Source organism: Nonomuraea glycinis (genome assembly GCF_035920485.1).
Lineage (GTDB): Bacteria > Actinomycetota > Actinomycetes > Streptosporangiales > Streptosporangiaceae > Nonomuraea > Nonomuraea glycinis.
In genome coordinates this window covers 2,415,157-2,437,392 of sequence record NZ_CP109166.1, presented here as the reverse complement: position 1 = coordinate 2,437,392, position 22,236 = coordinate 2,415,157, and the positions used below count along the sequence as shown (strand labels likewise).

The following is a 22,236-nucleotide window of genomic DNA, read 5'->3' as shown; positions in this document are numbered from 1 at the left end:
GACCCTGGAAATGACCGACGAGATGCTGCGTGCCCCCGCCGAGGTCAAGTACGCAGAAGAGCTCGACTGGCTGGAGTCGATCGACGACGGCCCCAAGCCGTTCTCCTGGCGGCTCAGCCCGCGCATGGTCCGGCTGTTCGTGCTCGGCTCCGAGCGCTCCGACGGCCTGGACCGGGAGATCCCGCAGAAGTGGTTCGGCGACCGCAGCTTCGTCGAACGCAGCATCGTCACCCTCGCCTCCGACCGTGGCCTGCTGCTGATCGGCGATCCGGGCACCGGCAAGAGCTGGCTCGCCGAGCTGCTGTCCGCCGCCATCTCCCGCAACTCGACGCTGGTCGTCCAGGGCACCGCGGGCACCACCGAGGACCACATCAAATACTCGTGGAACGTCTCCATGGTGATCGCCAAGGGCCAGTCGCGTGACTCGATGATCCCCTCGCCGATCATGACGGCGATGGAGGGCGGCGTGATCGGCCGCTTCGAGGAGCTCACCCGCTCGACCAGCGACGTGCAGGACGCGCTGATCTCCATCCTCTCGGAGAAGTACGTCTCCATCCCCGAGCTCGACGACGACAACATCGTCTTCGCCCAGCCGGGCTTCTCTATCATCGCCACCGCCAACAGCCGTGACCGCGGCGTGAACGACCTGTCGTCGGCGCTCAAGCGGCGCTTCAACTTCGTCCGCATCCCGGTCGTGACGAACAAGCGGAGCGAGTCGGAGATCGTCCGCTTCCGCACCGTGGAGCTGCTGCGCCGCCACCGCATCGAGCTGGAGCTGCCGCCGACGCTGCTGGACATCCTGCTGCAGAGCTTCGCCGACCTGCGCGCCGCGGCCGCCTCGGCGCGCAGCGACGACGAGAAGCTCGAGTCGGCGCTGTCCACGGCCGAGCAGATCGGCGTGCTGGAGGACGCGATCCTGCACAGCAACTTCTTCGGCGACCGCACGCTGCGCGCCGAGACGCTCGCCGGCTCGCTGGTGGGCTCGCTGGCCCGCCGCCAGCCCGAGGACCTGGCCATCCTCAACAAGTACTGGCACGGCGTGATCGAGCCGCGCAGCAAGAAGGACGGCGGCGAGTGGGTGGACTTCCTCGAAGGCGGCCGCCAGGCGATCGCCACGCTCTCATGACCCAGAGCCCGTTCGCCGCCCTGCGCGAGCAGTTGAGCGACGCCGCGGCGGCCTTCGCCGGCACGCCCGGCGCGCTGTCCGGCATCCTGTCGGGCATGGTCGACGACGTCGACCGGGCGCTGGGCGAGCAGCTGGAGATCTTCCCGGTGTGCCACCACTCGCCCGGCTCGGCGCTGGCCATGGCGCGGCGGCTGCGTGACAAGCAGCCCGAGGTCATCTACCTGGAGCTGTGCGAGGACCTGCGGCCGGTGCTCGACGAGCTGCGCAACTGCCGCCTGCCGGTGTCGCTGCAGGCGTTCGCGACCGAGCTGGACGGCTTCCCGGACGCCTGGGGGCCGCTCAGCGTCGTCGCGCCGATCACCGAGGCGTCCGCCGAGTACCAGGCCATCGCGTACGCGCTCGACACGCCGGGCGTCGAGCTGGTGCTGGTGGACCGCTCGTCCGACCACGTCTTCCAGTGGCTGCCGCAGGAGCGGCCCGACCAGCCCGCCGACACGGTGGGCATGGAGATCGGCGACCTGCGTCCCCGCTTCGCCGAGCTGGAGGAGCACCTGCTGCACCACGGCAAGGTCCGGCACTGGTCGGAGTGGTGGGACCAGTACGTCGAGCAACCGCTGGCGGGCGCCGACTACGACACCTACCGCCAGGTCATGGTGCTGATCGGCAGCCTGTTCAGGCGCCTCGGCCCGGACGACGCCGGGCGGCTGGCCCGGGACGAGGACCGCGAGCGCTACATGTGGACGCGGATGCGCGAGCACCTCGCCACCTCCGGCGCCGACCCCGAACGATGCCTGTACGTGTGCGGCGCCTTCCACGCGGCCAGCCGGGTCGAGCAGTTCGGGCTGGCGGCGGAGCGGACGGAGTTCGCCATCACCCCCCGCACCGCCACCACCTGGCTGTACGGCATCGTCCCGGCCAGTCACTCGGCCATCGAGGAGCAGTTCGGCCTGGCCGGCGGCTCGGTGTCCATCGCCGCCGCGACCTTCGCCAAGGCGGTGTCGCGCGGCGGCGTCAAGCCGTACCAGCTCAAGGAGCACGCGTCGAAGCGCCCGGCGCGGGCCCGCAAGGCGGCGTCGCCCGTCCGGCGGGAGCCGCTCGCCGACCGGCTGTCCGGCTTTCTGTCCAGGCCGCCGGTCCTGGACGAGCTGGACGAGGCGGAGCTGCTCGGCTGGAGCGTGGACATCGTCCGGCTGGCCCGTCGCAACGGCTACCTGGCCAGCACCGCCGACGCCATCGCCGTGTTCGAGACCTCGATCCTGCTGGCCGGCATGCGCAACAGGGCGCGGCCCACCCCGTACGACTTCCAGGACGCCGCGGTCACCTGCATCGAGAAGGACACCGTGCCGGGCCGCCGTGACGTGCGCCGCCTGTGCGAGATCCTCCTCGGCGGCGACCGGATCGGCGAGGTCGGCTACACGGCGATGCCGCCGCTGGCCCAGGACGTCTACGACCGGCTCGCGCCGCTCGGCTTCGACCTGAAGAAGCGCGCCGTGCATCGGGCGCTGCTCGACCTCAACGCCGACCCCGCGTTGGCGCCCTGCTCGCACCTGCTGTGGATCCTGCACCGGCTGCTCCCCGACGGAGCCGTACGGCCCATCATGGGCAGTCGCCGGCTGGGTGAGCGGTCCGTCCAGGAGAGCTGGGACCTGGCGCTCGGCCACCACCAGCGTGCCCTCATCGAGCTCGGCTACGAGGGCGTCACGGTCGAGCAGGTGCTGGAGCAGCGGCTGCGCCGCCGCGTGTGGGACCCCAAGGCGACCGCCGCCGTCGCGCTCGAAGCGGTCGAGGACGCCATCGTGTTCCTGGGCAGCCGGCGCCTCACCGAGGAGCTGGGCGCGCGGGCGGTCGAGCTGCTGGCCGCCGAGCGCACCGTGGACGACGCGCCCGATGTGCTGCGCGGGATCCGCAGGCTGCTGGCCCACTACCGCGCCACCGAGCCCGCCCTGCCCGACTGGTGCGAGCGCTTCGTCACCACCGGCTACGCGCACTACTGCACCCTGCTGCCGAGCGCCTTCGTGGCCGAGGACATCGGCGTCCGCCAGGTGGCCGCCATGCTCGGCTTCCTGTCCTCGATGGAGGGCCTGGCGCTGTCCCTCGGCTGTGACCGCGCCCAGCTCGAGCTCGCCGTGCGGCAGTCGCATCCGGAGACCCCCGGCAAGGTGGCGCTGCTGTGGGGCGCGCAGTTCCGGCTCGGCGTGCTGCCGCTGGCCGAGCTGCGCGAACGCTGCGACGAGCTGCTCGCCAACCCGCTCGTCATCCCGTCGTTCCCGCAGTACATCAGCGGCTTCGTCCAGGCGCTCGAACCCGCGCCCGCGCTGACGCCGTTCGTGGTCGAGGTCATCTCCAACGCGTTCGCCCGGCTGCCGGACGAGGTGCTGCTGCCGTGGCTGCCGATGCTGATCACCACCCTGCGCCAGGAGGCGCCCGAGCTGGTGCCGGTGCTCGTCCGCGAGGCCGGGCGCACGTTCCCGGGCACCCTGGCGGCCGTGGACGCCTGGGTGCCGCCGTGGACGGCCCGGCCCGCGCAGCGCGCCGAAGCCCGGCCGGTCGTCGCCGGCGGGCCGGTGGCCGAGCTGCTGGCCGCGCATCCGGCGGCGATCGACGCGGTGGCGGCGCTGCTCGGCTGCGACGGCGGCTGGCAGCCGCTCGGCCAGGCCGTCCCGTCCGGCTCCGGGCCGGCGGGCGCACTGCTCACGCGGCATCCCGCCACCGTGACCGCCGTCGCGGAGCTGCTGGGTGGAGGCGCCACCTCCTGACCGCCCCGGGGCTGCTGGGTGGAGGCGCCACCTCTTGACCGTGTCCCGGGACGCGCCCGCGTTCCGGGGGCTGAGGGGTTGTTCGGCGCATCCGTCGGTTCGTCGTGAGAAAAGTTGATGTGTGGTGGTAATCCTGGGGCTTCCGGGAGGACTACTGCACGTGAACGATCCCGAAGAACGATTCACCGAGCTCTACGACCGGCACTATCGCGCCGTGCTCGGCTACGCGTTGCTGCGGGCCGAGCGCGGCGTGGCCGAGGACGTGTGCAGCGAGACGTTCCTGATCGCCTGGCGGCGGATCGGCGAGTTACCCAGCCCCGAGCTGCCGTGGCTGCTCGGCGTCGCCCGCAACCTGCTGGCCAAGCAGCGTGACTCGCGGTTCCGGCTGCGGGCGCTGCTCGACCGGGTCGCCGCCCTCACCACCGAGCGGGACCGGGTGAGCTGGGACGTCGCCGAACACGTCGTGGACAGGGACCTGGCGCTCGCCGTACTGGCCGCGCTGCCCGAGCAGGACGTGGAGGCGATGGCCCTGGCCACCTGGCACGGCCTGCCGCCCGAGCAGGCCGCCGCCGTCATGGGCTGCTCCACCCGTACGTACAGCGTCCGGCTGCACCGCGCCCGCAAGCGCCTGGGCAGGGCGCTGCACACCCAGTCGAGATCGGCCACGCCCCACCTCCGGACCGCCGCACCGCAGCGGTTCGTCGAGGAGGCCTGATGCCGAGCAGCCCCGAGGAGGAAGACATGAACGACCGCACGTTCGCCCAGCTCAAGCCCCAAGGGCTGGACGAACTGACCGAGGAGGCCTACCAGCGCCGCCGCTCGGCCGACCTGGCGGCGGCCTTCGCCGCCCCGCCCGCGCCGGTCGCGCGGATCAGGCGCGGGCGGCCGCTCATCCTGGCGGGCGCGCTGGCCGCCGGCGTGGCCGCCACCGCCGTCGTCGTCGTGCCGGGGCTGACAGACTCCGGTACGCCCCCGCAGGCCGCCCCCACGACCGTCTCGCCCACCGCCTCCAGCACCCGCCCGGCGCAGAGCCGCAAGCTGGACGCCCACACCGTGCTCCTCGCGGCGGCCGAGAGCGCCACCCGGACCCCGGCGGACTCCGGCCGCTACTGGTACGTGCGCGACCGGACCGTGCAGCGGCTGCACAACGTCGAGAGCGAGTACGTCGCCAAGGTCAACGCCCTGGTGAAGGAGTACAAGCAGCGCCAGGAGGAGCTCAAGGGCAAGCCCGGCGAGCTGAAGGCCGCCGAGCGGGAGTTGAATCGGGAGCTGACGAAGCTCAAGAGCGCGACGCTTCCGTACAACGCCTACCTCTCCGACACGTGGGAGTCGTGGCGGCCACGCGAGTCGGGCATGAAGCACCGCACCGAGCGGGGACGTGAGAAGGAGATCTCCTTCGCCTCACCCGCCGACGAGGAGATGTGGCGGCAGGCGGGCAGCCCCGAGCTGCGCCCGAAGGACGCGGGCAGCCCTGAGGACAACGACGACATCGAGCGCGTCCTGTCGATCAGCAACCCCACCCTGAACATGCGCAACGTGGACGAGCTCCCCACCGAGCGGAAGGCGCTGGAGAGCCGGCTCCGGCAGTTCTACCGGCAGCAGCCGGGCGTCAAGGAGGACTTCTCCGTCTACCTGTGGCAGACGAGTGTGGACCTGCTGGGCGCGCCGATCACGCCGGGGACGCGGGAGGCGCTGTTCAGGGTGCTGGCGGGCCAGCGGGACATCGTCTCGCAGGGCGAGGTCACCGACACGGCGGGGCGCGCGGGGGCCGCCCTGATGACGAAGGAGACCACCCCTGAAGGCGAGCGGATCGAGTACCGGCTGATCATCGATCCGGACTCCGCCGAGCTGCTGCAGTACGAGGTCGCGGAGGCGGACAAGCCGGCGTCGCTGCTGCGGGTCACCCTGGAGGAGACCGGCTGGGTCGACCGGATCGGCGAGCGGCCCTGACCTGATATTTCGACTCGGCAGCGGACGTAGAAGCGGGACGACAGTGCCGGTCAGGCGTCAAGGGGTGGGGCGCAGGGCGTGGATGTCGCCGCCGGCGCTCACATAGAGGAGGCCGCCGGCGGCGACGACGCTGGGCGCCTGGCTGCCAGTACGTATGCGCCATTTGCGCGCGCCGGTCATGCCGTCCAGAGCGTGCACGGCACCGCCGGCACCGGCGTACACGGTGCCAGCGTGCACGATAGGGCCTGAGACTCTATCGGTGCCCACGGACTGCCTCCACCGTTCCACGCCGGTGACGGCATCCAGGCAGTGAAGGACGCCGTCACCGTCGGCCAGGTAGACGCGGCCCCGATCGACGGCCGTCTCGGCGGGAAAAGAGACCCTGCCGGGCGCGAAGGTCCACCGTAGCCTGCCGGTGCGGGCGTCGAGCGCGTACAGGACGCCGCCCGCTCCCCAGCCCCAGGCGTAGACGGCGTCGTCGGTGGGCAAGGGGGGGAAGGGGACATCGGAGCCGACCTGGGTGGTCCACCGTCGGGCGCCGGTGGCGGCGTCCAGTGCGCGCAGGCGACGGTCGTCGCCGATGACGTAGACGACCTTGCCGGCCGCCGCGGTCGCGACGCGGTGGCTGCCGGTCTTCGCGGCCCCGGTCCGCACGCTCCACCGGCGGCGGCCGGTGGCGGCGTCCAGCGCGTGCACGGTGCCGCCGGCGTCGGGGATGTAGACGGTTGCGCCGTCGATCACGGGACGGAATGTGGAGAATGTGTCCCCGCTCTGAAAACGCCACAGCTCGCGGCCGGAGACCGTGTCCAGGCCGACGGCCGTCTCGCCGTCGACGAGGAAGACGCGCCGTTTCGCCACCACGAAGGTCGAGCTCGGCCCCACCGGATGCCGCCACCGCCGACGGCCCGTGCGAGCGTCCAGGGCGTGCAAGGAACCCGGTCCTTCGACGAACACCAAACCGTCGGTGACTCTGAGGGGCCCGCCGACGAACTCGGCGATCACGGTGGTCCAGAGCGGGCGGCCGGAGGAGGCGTCCATCGCGTGGACTTTGCCGCCGGCGATGGCGTGGACGGCTCCGCCGGCCACCACCGGATCGTCCGTCAACTGGCCGTCGGTGGGGAAGGTCCAGCGCAGGTTGGACAGGGCGGTGGGTACGGTGCGGGGAAGCCGGTAGCGGGCCAGCAGTTCGTCCCGTACGAGCGGGGCCAGGAGCCGCAGGGCCGAACGCGAGGCGGAGGCGAGCCGGACGACGACCGGGCCCACGTTGACGAGGGCTTCTGGCGCGCCGCCGGTGCCGGTGGCGGTGGACCGGATGTAGTCGAGGAGGTGCGCGTCCTCCGTGATCGCGTCGTAGGTCTCCGTCTGCTTGATGCGGGTGGTCTCGGTGGCGAAGATCCGCGCAGCGACGGCGCTGGAGGAGGAGACCCAGTCCACCGAGAGGGAGACGACCGGGGCGTCGTCCACGGGCGGTATCCAGTCACACTGGACGGGCTTGGGCAGCCGCTCGCCGAACAGGGTCGGCGTCCGGGGCGTGGGCACGTAGCCATCCGCGACGGGACGCAGGTCGGCGGCGGTCAGCAGGCCGCACGCGTCCGGCCAGGCGTCCGGCGGGACCCTGTCGAACAGCTCGTGCCCGCCCGGGACGCCGTAGGTCAGGGTGTAGGCGGCGACGCGGCCGGTGGCGAACAGTACGAAAGCCATGCCGGGGGTCGTGCCCACGAGGGAGACGTGGGTGGAGGGCGCGTCGAGCGGCAGCGCGCGCAGGCGGCCGGAGTCGGCGTCGACGGAGACCAGGAACGCCGGGAGCGGCCACCTGGAGGCGTCGCCCCAAAGTGCGCCGTCGCCGCCCGTCGCGGCGCCCTGGTTGAGGCGCATCGGCCGGCTCCAACGGCTGTCCCGGGCGGAGCCGGCGGCGCGCAGCGCCTCCTGCCCGGTGGACAGGAGGCGACCGTCCGGCCTGTAGAACGCCGAGACGTCGCCCACCGAGACGCCTGCGTACCCGTCGCCGCTGACGACGAGATGGGGCGAGGGCGGGGATCCGCCGTCTGTCAGGGTGCGGGATGGCGAGGGCAACGTACGCGTCCAGTTCGGCCGCAGCGTGGACGGGTCCACGGACGCGAGCCGGAGATGGTTGCCCGCGCAATGGTCGAGCAGCAGCACCGACCGGGCTGTGGCGGCGGCCGTCAGGGCGCAGCCCCGTGGACGAGCCGTCCTTGCCACGGGCGTGCCCGTACGCGGATCCAGGGTGCGCAGAGCAGGGGGTTCCGCAGCCTGATCGACGAGCACGACGCCGCGCTCAGTCACCATGATCGACGGCCCCTCGTAGGTCCCAGCGTCCGAGGCCTGGTTCCGCGGTGAGGCGATGCTGACGGCACGCCGCCACAGCAGCGTGCCCGTGCGCGCGTCGTAGGCGTGCAGCCGCTGGTCGCCGCGGCTCTGATCGTCGGTGAACACAACGACCGTGCCGGACGTCGCCCACACGCCGGCGACGGGATCGCGCGAGCCGTTCCCTGGTGTTGCCGGCGCGACGGACAGGGTGCGGACGAGCGCGCCGGTGTGGGCATCGTGCACGCGTACGGTGCTCTGGCCGGCGGCCATGGCCAGCGCCGGCTGCGACACGCCGTAGTGCGGGGTGCCGTGGATGCCGTCGACGAGGTCCGCCTCGGCGGGCGCCGACCACGTCATGCGCCACTGGACGGGCGCCGGTCTGCCGTCGGGGGTGTCGGCGGCCGTACCCGTCAGCAGCGCCGCGGTCAGCAGGACGACGGCGGCGGCGCGCGTGATCAGCACTTGTCCGAGGTCGTGCAGGTCTGGTCGGTGGGCATTGGCACCCAGCCGCCGCCGTAACCCGCCGCGCGGTAGGCGGTGCGGTAGGAGCTCGCGGGGCCCGTCAGCCGGAACGGGACGCCACCCGGCCCGTGGATCACGATCTCTTCAGACCTGTCCGCCGTCAGCACCGTGGCCACGAGGTCGAACTCGTAGTACGCCGTCTCGCCGACTATCGAGAGGCTGAGCGTGACCCGTTCATCCCGTTTCAGGTCGATCTGTTTCGTCCTGAAGTACGGGGTGCGCAATTCCTTTTTCGTGCCGAAACGGACCGGCCGCCGATCGAGGTCCGCGATGAGCTCGACGGTATCGGTCTGCCCGGAGGCGCTCCCCGGGTTCAGGTAGGCGCCCTGCGCGGGCGGTGCCCTAGTGAGAACCCGCGGCTTGATGTCGATGATCCGCAGGCTGCTGCGGTTGCCGACCAGGACGACGGTGGTGGTCATGTCCCCGATCGTGGCGACGTGGTGGCGGGCCAGCATCGCGGCCACGTCGGCGGGGTCGGCCCCCCTGCCCAGCAGGATCGCCCGGTCGGCGGGGGTGGTCACCGGCTCCCTGAGTACGAGGGGGCGTTCGTCGTAGTCGACGGCCACGTGCCCGACCGTCAGCGGCGGCTCGCCGCGGATGTGGTCGATCGTGTCGGGGCCGCTCGTGGTGTACCAGGCGGTGAACACCACGCCGATCGCCGCGATGAGCGTGGCGCTGGCGACTCCGGCCATCCATGCACGCGCGGCCTTCCAGTCGCCGGGGCCCGCGGCCGGCTGATCGGCGCTCTTGTCGCGGCCGTCGTCGACCGTCGCACCCTTTTTGCCGGTTATACCCGTTTTGCTCCGGCGTCCTTTAGCCATGACTGTCTTCCAGCGGGCCGTGAATGTGCGGATCTTGACCGTGCACCTTGGAGTATGCCTGACCGGAATTGGCGGCGCACCGGAAACGACGCCATGGCGGCAGGCGAGCGTGAAGGCCAGCTTGAGAGCGGGTAGGGCCTGCCCTACCTCAGCACGCCCGTGAGCGGGAGAGACCCGGAGCTCTCCCGCTCCTAGCGTTGCGGGTATGACCTTCGTGCACCGTGTCGCCGCCGACAGCCGCTATCTCCTGCTGTCCTTCCCGCTCGCCCTCATCTCCTTCAGCCTGATCGTGACCGGTCTCGCCTTCGGGCTGGGCAGCATGGTCGCGTTCATCGGCCTGCCCGCCCTGGCCGCGACCGCCCTCGTGGCCCGCCGCTTCGCCGACGTCGAGCGGGCCGCGCTGCCCGGCGTGCTCGACACCCCCATGGAACGGCCCGACTACGCCGAGGCGCCGGTGTCGGCAGGCTGGTTCCGGCGCGTGATGAACCCGCTGGCCAGCGGCCAGGCCGTCATGGACCTGCTGCACGCCATCATCGCCTTCCCGGTCGCGGTGGTGGGGTTCGTCGTCACCGTCACCTGGTGGGCCGGGGCGATCGCCGGGCTGATGTCCCCGCTCTACGCGTGGTTCCTCGCCGACCTCACCGACTCCCAGAGCCTGCCCAGCCTGCTCGGCCTCGGTGACAGCCCGGTGCTGGCCGTGGTCTTCAACATGGCCGTCGGCGCGCTGTTCGCGGTGACCGCGCTGCCGGTGCTGCGCGGCGCCGCCCTGACCAAGGCCGCCATCGCCCAGGCGCTCCTGACCCGGCCCAGCTACCCGCAGCGCACGATGGCCACGCGCACTCCCGCCACCGGCCTGTACTGAGCTCATATCGTGGAGGGTCCGGAACACTCTCGAAAGGGTCGAACGTGCGCAGCTCATTCTTCGGCAACCTGGACGCTCAGCAGCTCCCCGCCGGTTTCGCCCTCCAGAACGGCAAGATGCTCCGGGTGCAACTCCCCGACGAGGTGCTGGCCAAGCAGGGCTCGATGGTGGCCTTCCAAGGCCAGATGGACTTCGACTACGAAGGCTCCGGCGGGATCGGCAAGCTGTTCAAGAAGGCCATGACCGGCGAGGGGGCGTCGCTGATGCGGGTGCGCGGCCAGGGGCTGCTCTACCTCGCCGACAACGCCGACGACATCCACCTGTTCTACCTGGAGAACGAGGGCCTCACCGTCAACGGGCGCAACCTGCTGGCCTTCCAGCCGCAGCTCACCTGGGACATCCAGCGGGTGCAGGGCGCCGGCATCGCGGCGGGCGGCCTGTTCAACACCACGCTCAACGGCACCGGCTGGGTGGCCGTCACCACCCACGGCACGCCCGTGCTGCTCGACGCCGCCGCGATGCCGACCTACGCCGACGGCCAGTCCGCCGTCTGCTGGAGCACCGCCCTGCACGTCGGCGTCAACCGGACCATGAAGGCAGGCGCGCTCATCGGCCGGGGCAGCGGCGAGGCGATGCAGCTCGCGTTCAAGGGACAGGGATTCGTCCTGGTCCAGGCGAGCGAGGGCGTGCCGGTCGTTCAGGCCTCCTAGCCGGCGCGGCGACCGTCAGGCCTCCTAGCCGTCGCGCGGCGACCGTCAGGCCTCCTATCCGGCGCCGAGGCGGAGGATCCCCCGGGACGCGGCGACCGTCACGGCGGCGGTGCGGTCGTCGACGCCGAGCTTGGCGAAGATGTGCAGCAGGTGCGTCTTGACCGTGGCCTCGCTGATGCACAGGTGCGCGGCGATGGCCTTGTTGCTCAGCCCCTGGGCGACCACGCGGAGCACCTCGATCTCCCGCCCGCTGAGGGCGTCGCGCGCATCGGCCCGCGCCCACGACAGCACCCGGGTCGCGATCGCCGGCGACAGCGCGCTCTCCCCGCGCGCCGCCGCCCGGATCGCGTCGAACAACTGCTCGCGGCCGGCGTCCTTGAGCAGGTAACCGATGGCTCCCGCGTCGATGGCCCGCGAGATGTCGCCGTCGGTGTCGTACGTGGTCAGGACGATCACCTTGGCGCCGGGGTCGTGCTCGCGGATCCGGGTGATCGCCGTCGCGCCGTCCATCTCGGGCATCTGCAGGTCCATCAGGGTGACGTCGGGCCGCAGGTCGCGGGCCAGCCGTACCGCGTCCGTGCCGGAGACCGCCTCGCCGACCACCAGCAGATCGTCCTGGGTGCCGAGCATCGCCCGGATGCCGTCGCGGACCACCGGATGATCGTCGGCGATCAGGACCCGGACGCTCATCGCGCCCCGATCGGCGCCACCGCCGGCAGACTGGCCACGACCGTGGCGCCCGCGCCCGGAGCGCTCTCCACGAGCAGGGTGCCGCCGAGCTGCTCCATCCGCTCCCGCATGATCGACAGGCCGTGGCCGGAGGCGGCCCGCTCGGGATCGAACCCGCCGCCGTCGTCATGGATGTCCAGCACGACCAGGTCCTCCATGTACGACAGGGTCAGCGTGACCCGCTCGGCGGCGGCATGACGGCGGACGTTGGCGACCGCCTCCTGCGCCACGCGCAGCAACTCCGCCTGGACCTGGGCGTCCAGCGGCCGGAGCGTGCCGGTGATCACGGTGTGCGCCTCGATGCCGGTCTCGTCGGACAGCCGGCCGGACAGCCGCCGCAGGGCCTCCGGCAGGCCGCACTCGTCGAGTTCGCCGGGCCGCAGCGCCCCCACCACGCGGCGGCTCTCGGTCAGGTTCTCCCGGGCCGCCCGCAGCGCCTGGGTCAGGTGCTTGTTGTCCGGCAGCGTCGCCTGCGCCGCCTCCAGCAGCATCACCACGCTGGCGAACCCCTGGGTGAGGCTGTCGTGGATGTCGCGGGCCAGCCGCTGCCGCTCGGCCGCCACGCCCGCCCGCCGTTCGGCCGCCGCCCGCGCCTCCTGCGCGGCCTGCAGCTCATCGATGAGCCGCTTGCGCTCGGCGCTCTGCCGGGCCACCGCGTTGAAGTAGCCGACCGCGGTGGCCGCGCTGATCGCGATGAGCGCGCTGATGGCGATCTCCGTCCAGGTGATCGTCCCGTTCGCGTGGAACCGGTGCCACAACCAGCCCCCCGCGCACGACACCACCGCGACCAGACCGACCCGCACGGCGTCCATGCAGTACGGCACCAGCACGCTCAGCCCCACCACCAGGAAGGAGGAGTCGACGGCGAACAGCCCGAGCCAGAGCAGCCCGCCGCCCAGCACGTAAGGCACCGGCACGTCGCCCGAGGGCGGCGAGCGCAGCACGAACCACACCGCGTACCAGGCGGCCAGCCCGGCCACCAGCACCACCGGGAGGACCTGGCCCGCCTCCATCAGCGCGCCGCCCGAGGTCAGCACCAGCCACGAGGCGAAGAAGGCGTGCTGCCACCGGCGCCGCGACCGCTCCCAGGACTCCACACCGCTGACGATAATCAGCCACCCGTCGGCTCGGCATCAACCAGTCGACTGATCGTGAGATCGGCGGACCGCTCGATGCGGGCGTGGCCGTACCGGAACCAGACTCGACGGCGTGACCGCCATCCCCAGCCCGTCCCAAGCCGTCTGGCACCTCGGCCCGATCCCGATCCGCGCCTATGCCCTGCTGATGGTGCTCGCCGTCCTCGTCGGCGCCTGGGTGACCCACCGCCGCTGGGTCGCCCGCGGCGGCGAGCCCGGCGCCGTGGGGGACATCGCCACCTGGGTCGTGCCGTTCGGCCTGGTCGGCGCCCGGATCTACCACGTGGCCACCGACTGGCAGCAGTACTTCGGCCCCGGCATGGAGCCGCTGCGCGCCTTCGCGATCTGGGAGGGCGGGATCAGCATCTTCGGCGCGCTCGCGGGCGGCGCGGTGGGCGCCTGGCTGGCCTGCCGCCGCAGCGGCATCGACCTGCGCGCCTTCGCCGACGCTGTCGCCCCCGGGATCGCGTTCGGGCAGGCGATCGCCCGCTGGGGCAACTGGTTCAACCAGGAGTTGTACGGCCGGCCGACCACGCTGCCCTGGGCGCTGGAGATCGACCCCGCCCACCGGCCGCCGGGCCTCGCGGCCACGGCCACCTACCACCCGACGTTCCTGTACGAGTCGCTGTGGAACCTGGGGGTGGCCGGGTTCGTCATCTGGGCCGAGAAACGGTTCCGGCTCGACCGCGGCCGGACGTTCGCGGTGTACGCCGCGGCCTACGCCACGGGCCGGGTGTGGATCGAATGGCTCCGCATCGACCCCGCCCCCCACATCCTCGGCCTGCGCCTCAACGACTGGACCGCCCTGCTCGTCCTCGCCGCCGCGCTCGTCTATCTGACCGCCACACGCAGGGCCGACGGTCCTCCTCGCTGAGGCCAAGTCACCTGCAAGCCAACCGCCAGGTGGCGCTCGGCATCCTTGCCCGATGAACGACTTCGAGATGGTGGTGCCCGCCGGCCGGGGAAACCCCGGACCCGGGCCGGTCGGCAGGATCATCGTCGTCCTGCTCTGGCTGGTGGTGTGCCTGGCGCCGGTGGCGCTGTCGGTGCCGGACTTCGAGCTCGCCCTGGGCAGGACCGGCACGCCCGGGACGCTCACCGTGGTCTCCTGCGCGGCGCTGGGCGAGGGCAGGTACGACTGCCGCGGCCGGTTCGTCCCGGACTCCGGCGCCCCTCCCGTCCTGGTGAAGGCATCCCCGGACTCGCGGGCGGGCGACGTGACCCACGCCCGCCTCACTCCCGACGGCGACCGCGCCCTGCCCGACGGGGTGCGGGGCGTGCTGGCAGCCGCCACGCTGCCCGCGGTGGGGCTGGGCGGACTCGGCTTCCTGCCGTACGTGATCATGTACTGGCTGGGAGTACGGCGCGGCCGCAGGGCGGCGGTGGTCGCCGGCTCCGCGATCACCGCACTGGGAGCCACCGGGATGCTCGTCGGCATGGTGGCGGCGTACTCGTCGTGAAGAACTCGGCCAGGTGGAGGGCGAGGGTGGCGGGTGCCAGAGAGGACACGGACCGGTGGCGGCCGTCCGGCAACAGCCTCGCCAGGTGCTCGCCGTCGAAGGCCGAGCCGTCGGCGGCGGAACCGGCCGGGGGCTCATCACAGGTCGGGGGCTCGTCACAGGTTGGGGGCTCATCCAGGACCAACGTCGGTATCGAGACGCACGACCACCGGGCGGTCGCGAACCCCATCCCGACCGGGTCGGTGCCGGCCGCGAACCCCATGCCGACCGGGTCGGTGCCGGCCGTGCACGCCGGGCCCGGCAGGCCAGGAGCGGCCGGGACATGCGTGACGGGGAGGTCCGGCGTGGCCGGGTGGGTCAGGGGTGTGTGCGGACGTGCTCGCGACGTCGGGCCGCAGAGCGCCAGCCGGGTGATGCCAGGGAGGGTGCGGGCCGCTTCGAGGGCCAGGACGGCGCCGGAGCCGAGTCCGGCCAGGGATACCGGGCCACCCGCCGCGGCGATGACGGCCTCCAGGTCCTCCACCTCACGGGCCAGCGCGTAGGGCGCGGTGTCGCCGCTGTCACCCGTGCCCCTGCGGTCGAGGTGAAAGACGGTGAAGCCGGCCAGCAGGTCCGCGAGCCGTCCGGCCACTCCTGGACCGCCGCCCACCAGCACGATCGCCGGCCCCGTGCCGTACCGATGGAACGCGATCGAGGTCCCGTCGCACGATCTGACCATGGCCATCGCAGGTCACCGGGGCGCGATGTTGTGGTTGAGCCGGAACACGTTGCCGGGATCGTACGCCTTCTTCACGGCGGCCAGTCGCGTGTGGTCGCCGGGTGTGTAGGCGTCGCGCACCCTGGTGCGGTCCGCCAGGAAGTTGAGGAACGTGCCGCCGGTGCCGTGCCGGCCGAGCGCCTCGGCCAGACCGGGCGAGTGCTGGTCGACGATGACGGAGAAGGGCGCGTCGCGGTGCCCCACGGGGCCGGCGTCCGGCCCGGGGGCGGCCATCGCGCCGCCCCAGTGCCTGATCTCCACGGTCGCGTGCGCACCCGTCGCCACCAGTGTGCCGATCACCTCGTCCGGCAGCGTGTCGAAGAAGTCGAGGTAGCGGGCGGGGGTGCCGCCCATCGCCGCGTCGGCGTACCGGATCGTGCGCATCTCGTCCACCAGCGCCGGACCCGCCGTCTCCCACAGCGGCCGCAGCACCTGCCTGCCGCGCTCCGGCGGCCCGGCGTACATCGCCTTGATGCCGAGTGCCCGCCGGCCGTCGGGCAGGCCGGTCAGCATCACGGCGGTGCTGACCTCGTCCGGCGCGGTCGCGGCCCAGTCGCGGTAGCGGGCCAGCGTCTCGCCCGCCACCTCGTACGGGAAGTAGGCGATGCCGGCGTGGACCTGTGCCACCGGGTACAGCTTGAACTCCAGCGACGTGACGACGCCGAAGTTCCCGCCGCCGCCCCGCAGGGCCCAGAACAGGTCGCCGTGGACCTCCGGATCGGCCGCCACGACCTGGCCGCCGGCGGTGACCACCTCGGCGCTCAGCACACTGTCGGCGGCGAACCCGTACCGGCGCGACAGCCACCCCACCCCGCCGCCCAGCGTGTAACCGGTGACGCCGACGTGCGGCGAGGAGCCCGACAGCGGCGCCAGGCCGTAGGGCGCGGCGGCGGCCAGCACCTGGCCCCACCGGGCGCCCGGCCCCACCCGGGCCACCCGCCTGGCCGGGTCGATCTCGACCGTGTCCAGCAGCGACGTCCTGAGCAGGATGCCGCCGTCGGACGGCACGTGCGTGCCGTGGCCGGTCGCCTGCACGGCGAGCGGCAGGTCCCGCGCGGCGGCGGCGACCACGGCGGCCCGTACGTCGTCGCGCCCGGCCGCCTCGGCCACCATGACGGGCCGCGCGTCGACCGCCGGGTTGAGCGACTTGCGTCTCTCTTCGTACCCTTCGTCGCCCGGCAGATATACGGCTCCACGGAACGCGTCGATCCTGTTCACGACCAGCTGGCTCATGGTGTAGTCCCCTTGTTCTCGGCTGAGATCAGCTTCCGTGGGGAGGGACATCACGGGCATCCGTGCTCACTACGGATTCACCACGGAAAAACCACGTACGTCCGTGGGTGGGCGATGATGTGGCGTGTGATGGTGTCAGGCGCGGGTGGGGTGTCGCGGCGTGAGGCGGAGGTGCTCGAAGCACTCGGCGCCCGGCTGACGAACGCGCAGATCGCGAGCAGGTTGCACATCTCGATCCGCACGGTCGAGAGCCATGTCTCGTCGCTGCTGCGCAAGCACGGCGTCGCCGACCGGCGGGAGCTGGCGGCCCTCGCCGAGGAGGAGGTGGGGGCGCCGTCCGGGGAGGTGGCGGGCCTGCCCACGGCCCGTACCACGTTCGTGGGCAGGGACGCGGAGCTGGCGGCGATCGTGGCCGCGTTCGAGTCGGCCCGGCTGGTGACGTTGGTGGGGCCGGGCGGCGTCGGGAAGACCCGCCTGGCGGTGGCGTCGGCGGGTTCTTTCTCGTACGGCGGGGCGTTCGTCGACCTGGTGCCGGTGCGTGACGCGTTCGTCGCGGAGGCGGTGGCGGCGGCGCTCGGCGTGTCCGAGCGGCCGCAGCAGCCGCTGGAGGACGCGATCGCCGACCGGCTCGGCCGGGACCGGGCGCTGCTGGTCCTGGACAACTGCGAGCACCTGCTCGACGCGGTGGCCGCCTTCGTGGACCGGCTGCTGTCGCGCTGCCCCGGCACCCGTGCCCTGGTGACCAGCCGGGAGCGGCTGGGCGTGCCGGGCGAGCGGGTGGTGCCCGTGGCGCCGCTGCCGCTGTCCTCCGACGCCGTACGGCTCTTCCGCGACCGCGCGACCGCCGCCGACCCCGCCTTCGCCGTCGACGCGGGGGAGGTGGCGGAGATCTGCGCCCGGCTGGACGGGCTCCCTCTGGCGATCGAGCTCGCCGCCGCCCGCAGCGCCGCGCTCGGGCCCGGCGGGCTCCTCGCGGCGCTCGACGACAACCTGCGGCTGCTGGCCGGCGGACGCGGAGGCGACCAGCGGCACCGCTCGCTGCGCGCCGTGCTCGGCTGGAGCCACGACCTGCTGGAAGAGGACGAACGTACGCTGTTCCACCGCCTGGCGGTCTTCACCGGCGGCTTCGACCTGGACGCGGTCACCGCCGTGGTGGCCGGTGGTCGCGCCGAGGTGGCCGACGTCCTGGGCAGGCTGACGGGCAAGAGCCTGGTCGCGCACCAGCGTGACGCCGGCCGGTGGCGGCTGCTGGAGACGGTCCGCGCGTTCGCCGCCGAACACCTCGACGACAGCGGCGAGCGCCCCGCCCTCCAGGAGCGCCACCTGCGCTGGGCCGCGACGACGGCCGAAGCCCTGACCCGCCGCGCGACCTCGAAGAGCCCGGACGACGGCTGGCGCGACGCCTTCGACGCGGTGGCCGACGACCTGCGCGCCGCACTGACGGCCGCACCAGGATCCGCAGGGGCGGACCGGGATGTGGCCGCGCATCGGCTGGCTCGGGCGCTGGCGGCTCTCACCTATGGGCGCAGGTTCCTGAGCGAGGCGCTGGCGCACTACCGGCAGGCGGCCAGGCTGGCGCCGGGGCCGGGGGAGGCGGCTCGTGACCTGGCTGACGCCGCTGAGTGCGCGCTCGCGTACGCCGATGCCGGGCAGGCGGTCGACCTGCAGCTGGCCGCGGCCGAGCAGGCAGGGGCGGCCGGGGACGGTGGCGCGCGGGCGATCGCGCTCGCCCGCGCCGCGGTGATCGCCAAGCGTCACTCGGGCTTCGGCGTGGGCATCGGCGTGCCGAAGGAACGCCTGGACACCCTGGCGGCGGAGGCGGCGGCGGCCGGCGATCCGGACGACCCGTACGTGGCCGCTCATGTGGCGGCGGCCGTCGCCTGGAGCGGCGCGGACGCCTTCGCCGGCGGGCCGGTCCTGGCCGAGCACGCCCTGGCGGCGGCGCGCGAGACCGGCGACCCCGTGCTCGTCAGCTCCGCCCTGGACACGGTGGCCTCCGCGGCGGCCCGCCGGGGGCACCCACGGGAGGCGTTCCGGTGGTCCAGGCAGCGCCTCCCCCTGCTCGACGCGATGGACCGCGCTGACCCGCGCTCGGGCATCGAGATCGTCGACTCCCTGCACGCGGCCACGGTCCACGCCATCGCCGCCGGCGACCTGCGGCAGGCCCTGGACATCGCGGGCAGGGCGCTGCGCGACGACGTCACCGGCAGCCGTCCCGCGCTCGCCGCCAGCAAGATCGTCCCGCCGCTGGTGCTCGCGGGTGACTTCGAGGAGGCGCTGGCCAGGGCCGCCGAGATGTGGGACGGCCAGGCGCGCACGGACAGCCCGCCGGGCAGGTGGATGACCCACGCGCTGTGCTCGGTGGCGCTCGCCCACGGCCTGCTCGGCGAGGAGGAGGCGTACCGGTCCTGGCGTACGCGGGCGCTGACGGTCGGGCAGCTCACCGTGTCGTCGCCGCAGGCCTGTCTGGTCGCGTTCGTGGACGCCCGCGTCGCCGTCCACACCGGCAGGTCCGTCAGGGACGTGGCCGAGCTGGTGGAGTGGGCCGCGGCCGGGTTCACGCCCGGTCAGTTCGACAGGTACGCCACTGCGGCCTGCGCCGAGCTGGCCGTCGTCGCCGGGCTCCCCGACGCCGGGCAGCGCCTGGCCGCGGCGGCCGAGGCCGGGCGGGAGAACGACTGGGCCGCCGCCTGCCTGTCCCGGGCCACCGGCAGGCTGTACGGCGACACCGCCGCCCTGGAGGCCGCCGTCGACGGCTGGGAACGCATCGGCGCCCGGTTCGAGCGTGCCTGCACCCTCGTCCTGCTGCCCGAGCGCGCCGACGAGGGCCGGGCTGAACTGGCCGCTTATTTGACCGAACGGTCTCGATAGCGTTAGCGTCGCGGCATGGCGAGGACCAAGGAGTTCGATCCGGAGGCCGCGCTCCAGCGGGCCCTGGAGCTGTTCTGGGAGCGCGGCTACGAAGCGACCTCGATGGCGGACCTGGTGGCGCGGCTGGGCGTCGCCAGGGCCAGCATCTACGCCACGTTCGGCGGCAAGCACGAGCTCTACCTGAAGGCGCTGGAGCGCTACCTGGAGACGGCGGACCCCGGCATCATGACGGCCCTGTCGCAGCCGGGCCCGGTGCTGCCGGCGCTGCGCGCGCTGGTGCGGTCCTACGCCGAGCAGTCCGCGGGCGAGGACCGGCGCGGCTGCATGGTGGTGAACGCGGCGGTGGAGCTGGCGCCGCACGATCCGGCGGCGGCCCGGTTCGTCGAGTCGAGCTGGAGCCATCTGGAGACGGCACTGACCTCCGCCCTGGTGCGCGCCCAGGCGCGGGGCGAATTGGCCGACGCCAAGGATCCGCGGGCGATCGCCCGGCTGCTGCTGGTGCTGCTGCAGGGCATGCGCGTGCTCGGCCGCACCTCGGGCGGCGGCCCCCGCCTGCGCGACGCCGCCGCACAGGCGCTCACTTTGCTCGACTGACGCCGCCGCGGGCGCTCACCCTGCTCGACTGACGCCGCCGGGGGCGCTCGTCCCGCTCGGCTCACGCCGCCGGGGGCGTTCACCCTGCTCGATCTGACCCCGCTGAGCTAGGCCGAAGATCCCCATACCTAAAATCGAGATCGATCGTTCTCAAACGGAAGGATGCTCAACCATGCGATTCACCGACAAGGTCGTCCTCATCACCGGCGGCGCCGGAGCCATCGCCCGCGTCACGGCCCAGGCATTCGCGGCCGAGGGCGCCATCGTCGTCCTCGCCGGCCGTGACCCCGTCCGGCTCGCCGCCGCCGTCAAGGACATCCAGGCCGAAGGAGGCCGGGCCGACCAGGTCACCGCCGACGTGACCAGCCCCGAGGACAGCGCCCGCATGGTCGAGACCACCGTCCAGCGGCACGGCGGCCTGCACGTCGCCTTCAACAACGCCGGCATCATCGGCGACTTCGCCCCGCTGGCCGACCTCGACCCCGCCGTCTGGTCGGCCGTCATGGACGTCAACCTCACGGGAGTCTTCCTGTCGATGAAGTACGAGATCGCGTACATGAAGGAGCACGGCGGCGGCGCGATCGTCAACATGGCGTCCAACATCGGCGCGCACCGCCGTCTGGAGGGCCTGGCCGCCTACGCCGCCTCCAAGGCCGGGGTCAGCGCCCTCAGCCGTGCCGCCGCCCGCGAGTACGCCGGTGCCGGCATCCGCGTCAACGCCCTCAGCCCCGGCGCCAGCGACACCGCCATGTCCTACCGGCCCGGTGAGACCACCGCCGACCGCGACGCCAGGCTCGCGCCGCACATCCCGCTCGGCCGCGTCGGCGACCCGAAGGAGATCGCCGCGGCGGTGCTCTGGCTGGCCGGCGCCGAGTCATCCTTCGTCGCCGGCCACGACCTGGTCATCGACGGCGGAGTCACCGCCTGACCCTCAGGTGGAGAAGAGCCGCGAGGCCGCGTCCAGAGCCAGCCAGATCCCGACGATGGCCAGCGTCCAGCTGACCGTCGACGCCGAGTGCTTGACCATCCAGGCCCGCAACCGCTCCAGCCTCGGCTCCAGCCACCCCCCGGCCAGGCCGCGCAGGGCGAGCAGCGCCAGCGGCGGCAGCACCATCACCAGCACGTACGCCCCGAGCAGCGGCACCCACTGGCCGACGGGCAGGTCCAAGGTCGTCATCATGCCGATCGCCGCCAGATACGGCACCATGGTGGCGACCTCCAGCAGCCCGGCGGTCAGCCCCAGCAGCACCATCGCCCCCGGCCCGCCCAGCCGAGGTTCGAAGCGCAGCTCGGGCTTGCCTGGCTTCTCGCGCCGCTTCGGATCGAACCGGTAGCTCAACGCGAACAGCCCGGCCCCCGCCCCGAGCTGCACCCACTGCGCCGCCTGGCTGTGCAGCGCCTCCCCGAAGTTATCCACAAGTGTGGACAACCCCAGCATGAGCCCGACGCCCACGAGGAAGTAGAACCCCGCCACGGTGCCCAGGTAGATCAGCAGCCGCGACACCTGCCCCCGTCCGGAGGCCAGCAGGAGGAAGACGGGGATGCCCAGGGTCCCGAAGCTCGTGCTGTCGACGAGAGCCAGGGCGGCGAGCGCGAGCAGCAGGCCGGCGGTCATGAGCCGATCTTTCCGGCCGGGGACGCCCCGTGCCTCCTGCCGGGGACCGAAGCCCCCGTACATCTTTGTGCTGATACCCCGCGGGGCGCCTGTCAGGAGGCGGTCGTCGTCGCGGTGGGCGACACGGCCTGACGCCGCCGGCCTGTGGGAACCGAAGCCACGTACACCTGGGTGCTGACACCCGCCACAACCCAGGCCGTACGGGCGCATGGTGCGGACGGGACGCAAGGCGGACGACAGGCCGCCGACCTCGAACCTAACGTCGGGCAGGATCCTGACCCCGACGTGCGGAGAACCTCGTCCCATGAGATCCAAGGCCCTCGGCCTGTCGCCGATCGTCATCCTGGCCCTCGCCGTGCTCGGCGTGCCCAGGGTGATCGCGCATGACCTGAGGCTGGTCGGTCCAGCGGTCAACGCTCTGCTGGTGTTCCTGCCGATCGCCGTCTGGCTGGCCGTCGTCCTGTGGAAACGCGTCCCGAACCCGTTCCTGACCCTGCTGGCGGTCGGCGTCGTTCACGGCATCCTGCTCGGCCTCACCCACCAGGTGCTGTGGTCGGAGTCCTTCGGCGACACCCCGCCTACCCTCGGCGGCAACCTGGCAGGTGCCCTCTCACCGGCAACGGAAGCCGTACTGCTCCGCACCTTCGCCTTCGGCAGCAGCCTGCTGACCGGCGTCGGGGTCGGCGCGGCTACGGGCGCCGTGGGCTGGCTGGCGTCCCGCCTGATCCCCGCCACACGACGCTGACGCCTGCCTGGCCGCGCAAGG

Annotated in this window: 19 protein-coding genes; 12 read left to right on the top strand and 7 right to left on the bottom strand. The window is 72.8% G+C overall.

Annotated features, from left to right (window positions below; all coding sequences use genetic code 11):
• Positions 1-10: 10 nt before the first annotated feature.
• From OHA68_RS11190 to OHA68_RS11175, 4 genes are all read left to right on the top strand, one after another.
• Positions 11-1,126 (top strand): ATP-binding protein, encoded by a 1,116-nt coding sequence (locus OHA68_RS11190; RefSeq protein WP_327107572.1) that lies wholly within the window; start codon positions 11-13, stop codon positions 1,124-1,126.
• A complete protein-coding gene (locus OHA68_RS11185; protein ID WP_327107571.1) occupies positions 1,123-3,882 on the top strand; it encodes a DUF5682 family protein in 2,760 nt (919 codons plus the stop codon). Before OHA68_RS11190 ends, OHA68_RS11185 begins: the two co-directional genes overlap by 4 nt.
• Before the next feature lie 160 nt (positions 3,883-4,042).
• On the top strand, positions 4,043-4,597 hold the full coding sequence (locus OHA68_RS11180) for an RNA polymerase sigma factor (RefSeq protein WP_327107570.1): 555 nt from the start codon (positions 4,043-4,045) through the stop codon (positions 4,595-4,597).
• Between the two features lie 26 nt (positions 4,598-4,623).
• The gene (locus tag OHA68_RS11175; protein WP_327107569.1) at positions 4,624-5,832 is read left to right on the top strand and encodes a hypothetical protein; all 1,209 of its coding nucleotides are present in this window, start codon (positions 4,624-4,626) and stop codon (positions 5,830-5,832) included.
• 57 nt (positions 5,833-5,889) lie between these two features.
• Here OHA68_RS11175 and OHA68_RS11170 read toward each other — a convergent pair whose 3' ends face one another.
• Together OHA68_RS11170 and OHA68_RS11165 are read right to left on the bottom strand one after the other, a co-directional pair.
• Complete coding sequence (locus tag OHA68_RS11170; RefSeq protein ID WP_327107568.1) at positions 5,890-8,622, bottom strand: outer membrane protein assembly factor BamB family protein; 2,733 nt, start codon at positions 8,620-8,622, stop codon at positions 5,890-5,892.
• Entirely contained in the window at positions 8,616-9,503 is an 888-nt protein-coding gene (locus OHA68_RS11165) for a hypothetical protein (RefSeq protein WP_327107567.1), read from the bottom strand. The genes OHA68_RS11170 and OHA68_RS11165 overlap by 7 nt, the downstream gene beginning before the upstream one ends.
• A gap of 205 nt (positions 9,504-9,708) precedes the next feature.
• Here OHA68_RS11165 and OHA68_RS11160 point away from each other — a divergent pair, with 205 nt between their 5' ends.
• Both OHA68_RS11160 and OHA68_RS11155 read left to right on the top strand, forming a co-directional pair.
• Positions 9,709-10,365, top strand: a complete 657-nt coding sequence (locus OHA68_RS11160) for a sensor domain-containing protein (RefSeq protein ID WP_327107566.1) — start codon at positions 9,709-9,711, stop codon at positions 10,363-10,365.
• A gap of 44 nt (positions 10,366-10,409) precedes the next feature.
• Complete coding sequence (locus OHA68_RS11155) at positions 10,410-11,075, top strand: AIM24 family protein (protein WP_327107565.1); 666 nt, start codon at positions 10,410-10,412, stop codon at positions 11,073-11,075.
• 54 nt (positions 11,076-11,129) lie between these two features.
• On the opposite strand, the gene OHA68_RS11150 is transcribed toward OHA68_RS11155, so the two are convergent.
• Complete coding sequence (locus OHA68_RS11150) at positions 11,130-11,765, bottom strand: response regulator transcription factor (protein WP_327107564.1); 636 nt, start codon at positions 11,763-11,765, stop codon at positions 11,130-11,132.
• Entirely contained in the window at positions 11,762-12,901 is a 1,140-nt protein-coding gene (locus tag OHA68_RS11145; protein WP_327107563.1) for a sensor histidine kinase, read from the bottom strand. Before OHA68_RS11145 ends, OHA68_RS11150 begins: the two co-directional genes overlap by 4 nt.
• A 112-nt stretch (positions 12,902-13,013) precedes the next feature.
• Between OHA68_RS11145 and lgt the strand changes: the two genes are divergently transcribed.
• Both lgt and OHA68_RS11135 read left to right on the top strand, forming a co-directional pair.
• Positions 13,014-13,814, top strand: coding sequence for a prolipoprotein diacylglyceryl transferase (gene lgt / locus OHA68_RS11140; RefSeq protein ID WP_327107562.1), 801 nt, complete (start codon positions 13,014-13,016; stop codon positions 13,812-13,814).
• A gap of 52 nt (positions 13,815-13,866) precedes the next feature.
• Positions 13,867-14,400, top strand: coding sequence for a hypothetical protein (locus OHA68_RS11135; RefSeq protein WP_225277705.1), 534 nt, complete (start codon positions 13,867-13,869; stop codon positions 14,398-14,400).
• On the opposite strand, the gene OHA68_RS11130 is transcribed toward OHA68_RS11135, so the two are convergent.
• Positions 14,342-15,124 (bottom strand): alpha/beta fold hydrolase, encoded by a 783-nt coding sequence (locus tag OHA68_RS11130; RefSeq protein WP_327107561.1) that lies wholly within the window; start codon positions 15,122-15,124, stop codon positions 14,342-14,344. The two genes, OHA68_RS11135 and OHA68_RS11130, sit on opposite strands and share 59 nt — an antisense overlap.
• A 6-nt stretch (positions 15,125-15,130) precedes the next feature.
• Positions 15,131-16,390, bottom strand: coding sequence for an FAD-binding oxidoreductase (locus OHA68_RS11125; RefSeq protein ID WP_327107560.1), 1,260 nt, complete (start codon positions 16,388-16,390; stop codon positions 15,131-15,133).
• A gap of 129 nt (positions 16,391-16,519) precedes the next feature.
• Between OHA68_RS11125 and OHA68_RS11120 the strand changes: the two genes are divergently transcribed.
• From OHA68_RS11120 to OHA68_RS11110, 3 genes are all read left to right on the top strand, one after another.
• Positions 16,520-19,261: an ATP-binding protein gene (locus OHA68_RS11120; RefSeq protein WP_327109487.1), complete on the top strand. Its 2,742-nt coding sequence runs from the start codon at positions 16,520-16,522 to the stop codon at positions 19,259-19,261.
• A 15-nt stretch (positions 19,262-19,276) separates the two neighbouring features.
• On the top strand, positions 19,277-19,855 hold the full coding sequence (locus tag OHA68_RS11115; RefSeq protein WP_327107559.1) for a TetR/AcrR family transcriptional regulator: 579 nt from the start codon (positions 19,277-19,279) through the stop codon (positions 19,853-19,855).
• A 172-nt stretch (positions 19,856-20,027) separates the two neighbouring features.
• Entirely contained in the window at positions 20,028-20,783 is a 756-nt protein-coding gene (locus OHA68_RS11110) for an SDR family NAD(P)-dependent oxidoreductase (RefSeq protein ID WP_327107558.1), read from the top strand.
• A gap of 3 nt (positions 20,784-20,786) precedes the next feature.
• Here the strand turns inward: OHA68_RS11110 and OHA68_RS11105 are convergent, their stop codons facing one another.
• A complete protein-coding gene (locus OHA68_RS11105; protein WP_327107557.1) occupies positions 20,787-21,470 on the bottom strand; it encodes a GAP family protein in 684 nt (227 codons plus the stop codon).
• Between the two features lie 304 nt (positions 21,471-21,774).
• Here OHA68_RS11105 and OHA68_RS11100 point away from each other — a divergent pair, with 304 nt between their 5' ends.
• Positions 21,775-22,215 (top strand): hypothetical protein, encoded by a 441-nt coding sequence (locus OHA68_RS11100; protein WP_327107556.1) that lies wholly within the window; start codon positions 21,775-21,777, stop codon positions 22,213-22,215.
• Positions 22,216-22,236 lie beyond the last annotated feature (21 nt).

What these genes read in the sequence shown, in the direction of transcription:
- OHA68_RS11160 (WP_327107566.1), top strand. Translation starts at nt 9,709, where the DNA reads ATGACCTTCGTGCACCGTGTCGCCGCCGACAGCCGCTATCTCCTGCTG.
- OHA68_RS11135 (WP_225277705.1), top strand. Translation starts at nt 13,867, where the DNA reads ATGAACGACTTCGAGATGGTGGTGCCCGCCGGCCGGGGAAACCCCGGA.
- OHA68_RS11105 (WP_327107557.1), bottom strand. Translation starts at nt 21,470, where the DNA reads ATGACCGCCGGCCTGCTGCTCGCGCTCGCCGCCCTGGCTCTCGTCGAC.
- OHA68_RS11110 (WP_327107558.1), top strand. Translation starts at nt 20,028, where the DNA reads ATGCGATTCACCGACAAGGTCGTCCTCATCACCGGCGGCGCCGGAGCC.
- OHA68_RS11130 (WP_327107561.1), bottom strand. Translation starts at nt 15,124, where the DNA reads ATGGCCATGGTCAGATCGTGCGACGGGACCTCGATCGCGTTCCATCGG.
- OHA68_RS11125 (WP_327107560.1), bottom strand. Translation starts at nt 16,390, where the DNA reads ATGAGCCAGCTGGTCGTGAACAGGATCGACGCGTTCCGTGGAGCCGTA.
- OHA68_RS11175 (WP_327107569.1), top strand. Translation starts at nt 4,624, where the DNA reads ATGAACGACCGCACGTTCGCCCAGCTCAAGCCCCAAGGGCTGGACGAA.
- OHA68_RS11185 (WP_327107571.1), top strand. Translation starts at nt 1,123, where the DNA reads ATGACCCAGAGCCCGTTCGCCGCCCTGCGCGAGCAGTTGAGCGACGCC.
- OHA68_RS11115 (WP_327107559.1), top strand. Translation starts at nt 19,277, where the DNA reads ATGGCGAGGACCAAGGAGTTCGATCCGGAGGCCGCGCTCCAGCGGGCC.
- OHA68_RS11120 (WP_327109487.1), top strand. Translation starts at nt 16,520, where the DNA reads ATGGTGTCAGGCGCGGGTGGGGTGTCGCGGCGTGAGGCGGAGGTGCTC.
- OHA68_RS11150 (WP_327107564.1), bottom strand. Translation starts at nt 11,765, where the DNA reads ATGAGCGTCCGGGTCCTGATCGCCGACGATCATCCGGTGGTCCGCGAC.
- OHA68_RS11165 (WP_327107567.1), bottom strand. Translation starts at nt 9,503, where the DNA reads ATGGCTAAAGGACGCCGGAGCAAAACGGGTATAACCGGCAAAAAGGGT.
- OHA68_RS11190 (WP_327107572.1), top strand. Translation starts at nt 11, where the DNA reads ATGACCGACGAGATGCTGCGTGCCCCCGCCGAGGTCAAGTACGCAGAA.
- OHA68_RS11100 (WP_327107556.1), top strand. Translation starts at nt 21,775, where the DNA reads ATGAGATCCAAGGCCCTCGGCCTGTCGCCGATCGTCATCCTGGCCCTC.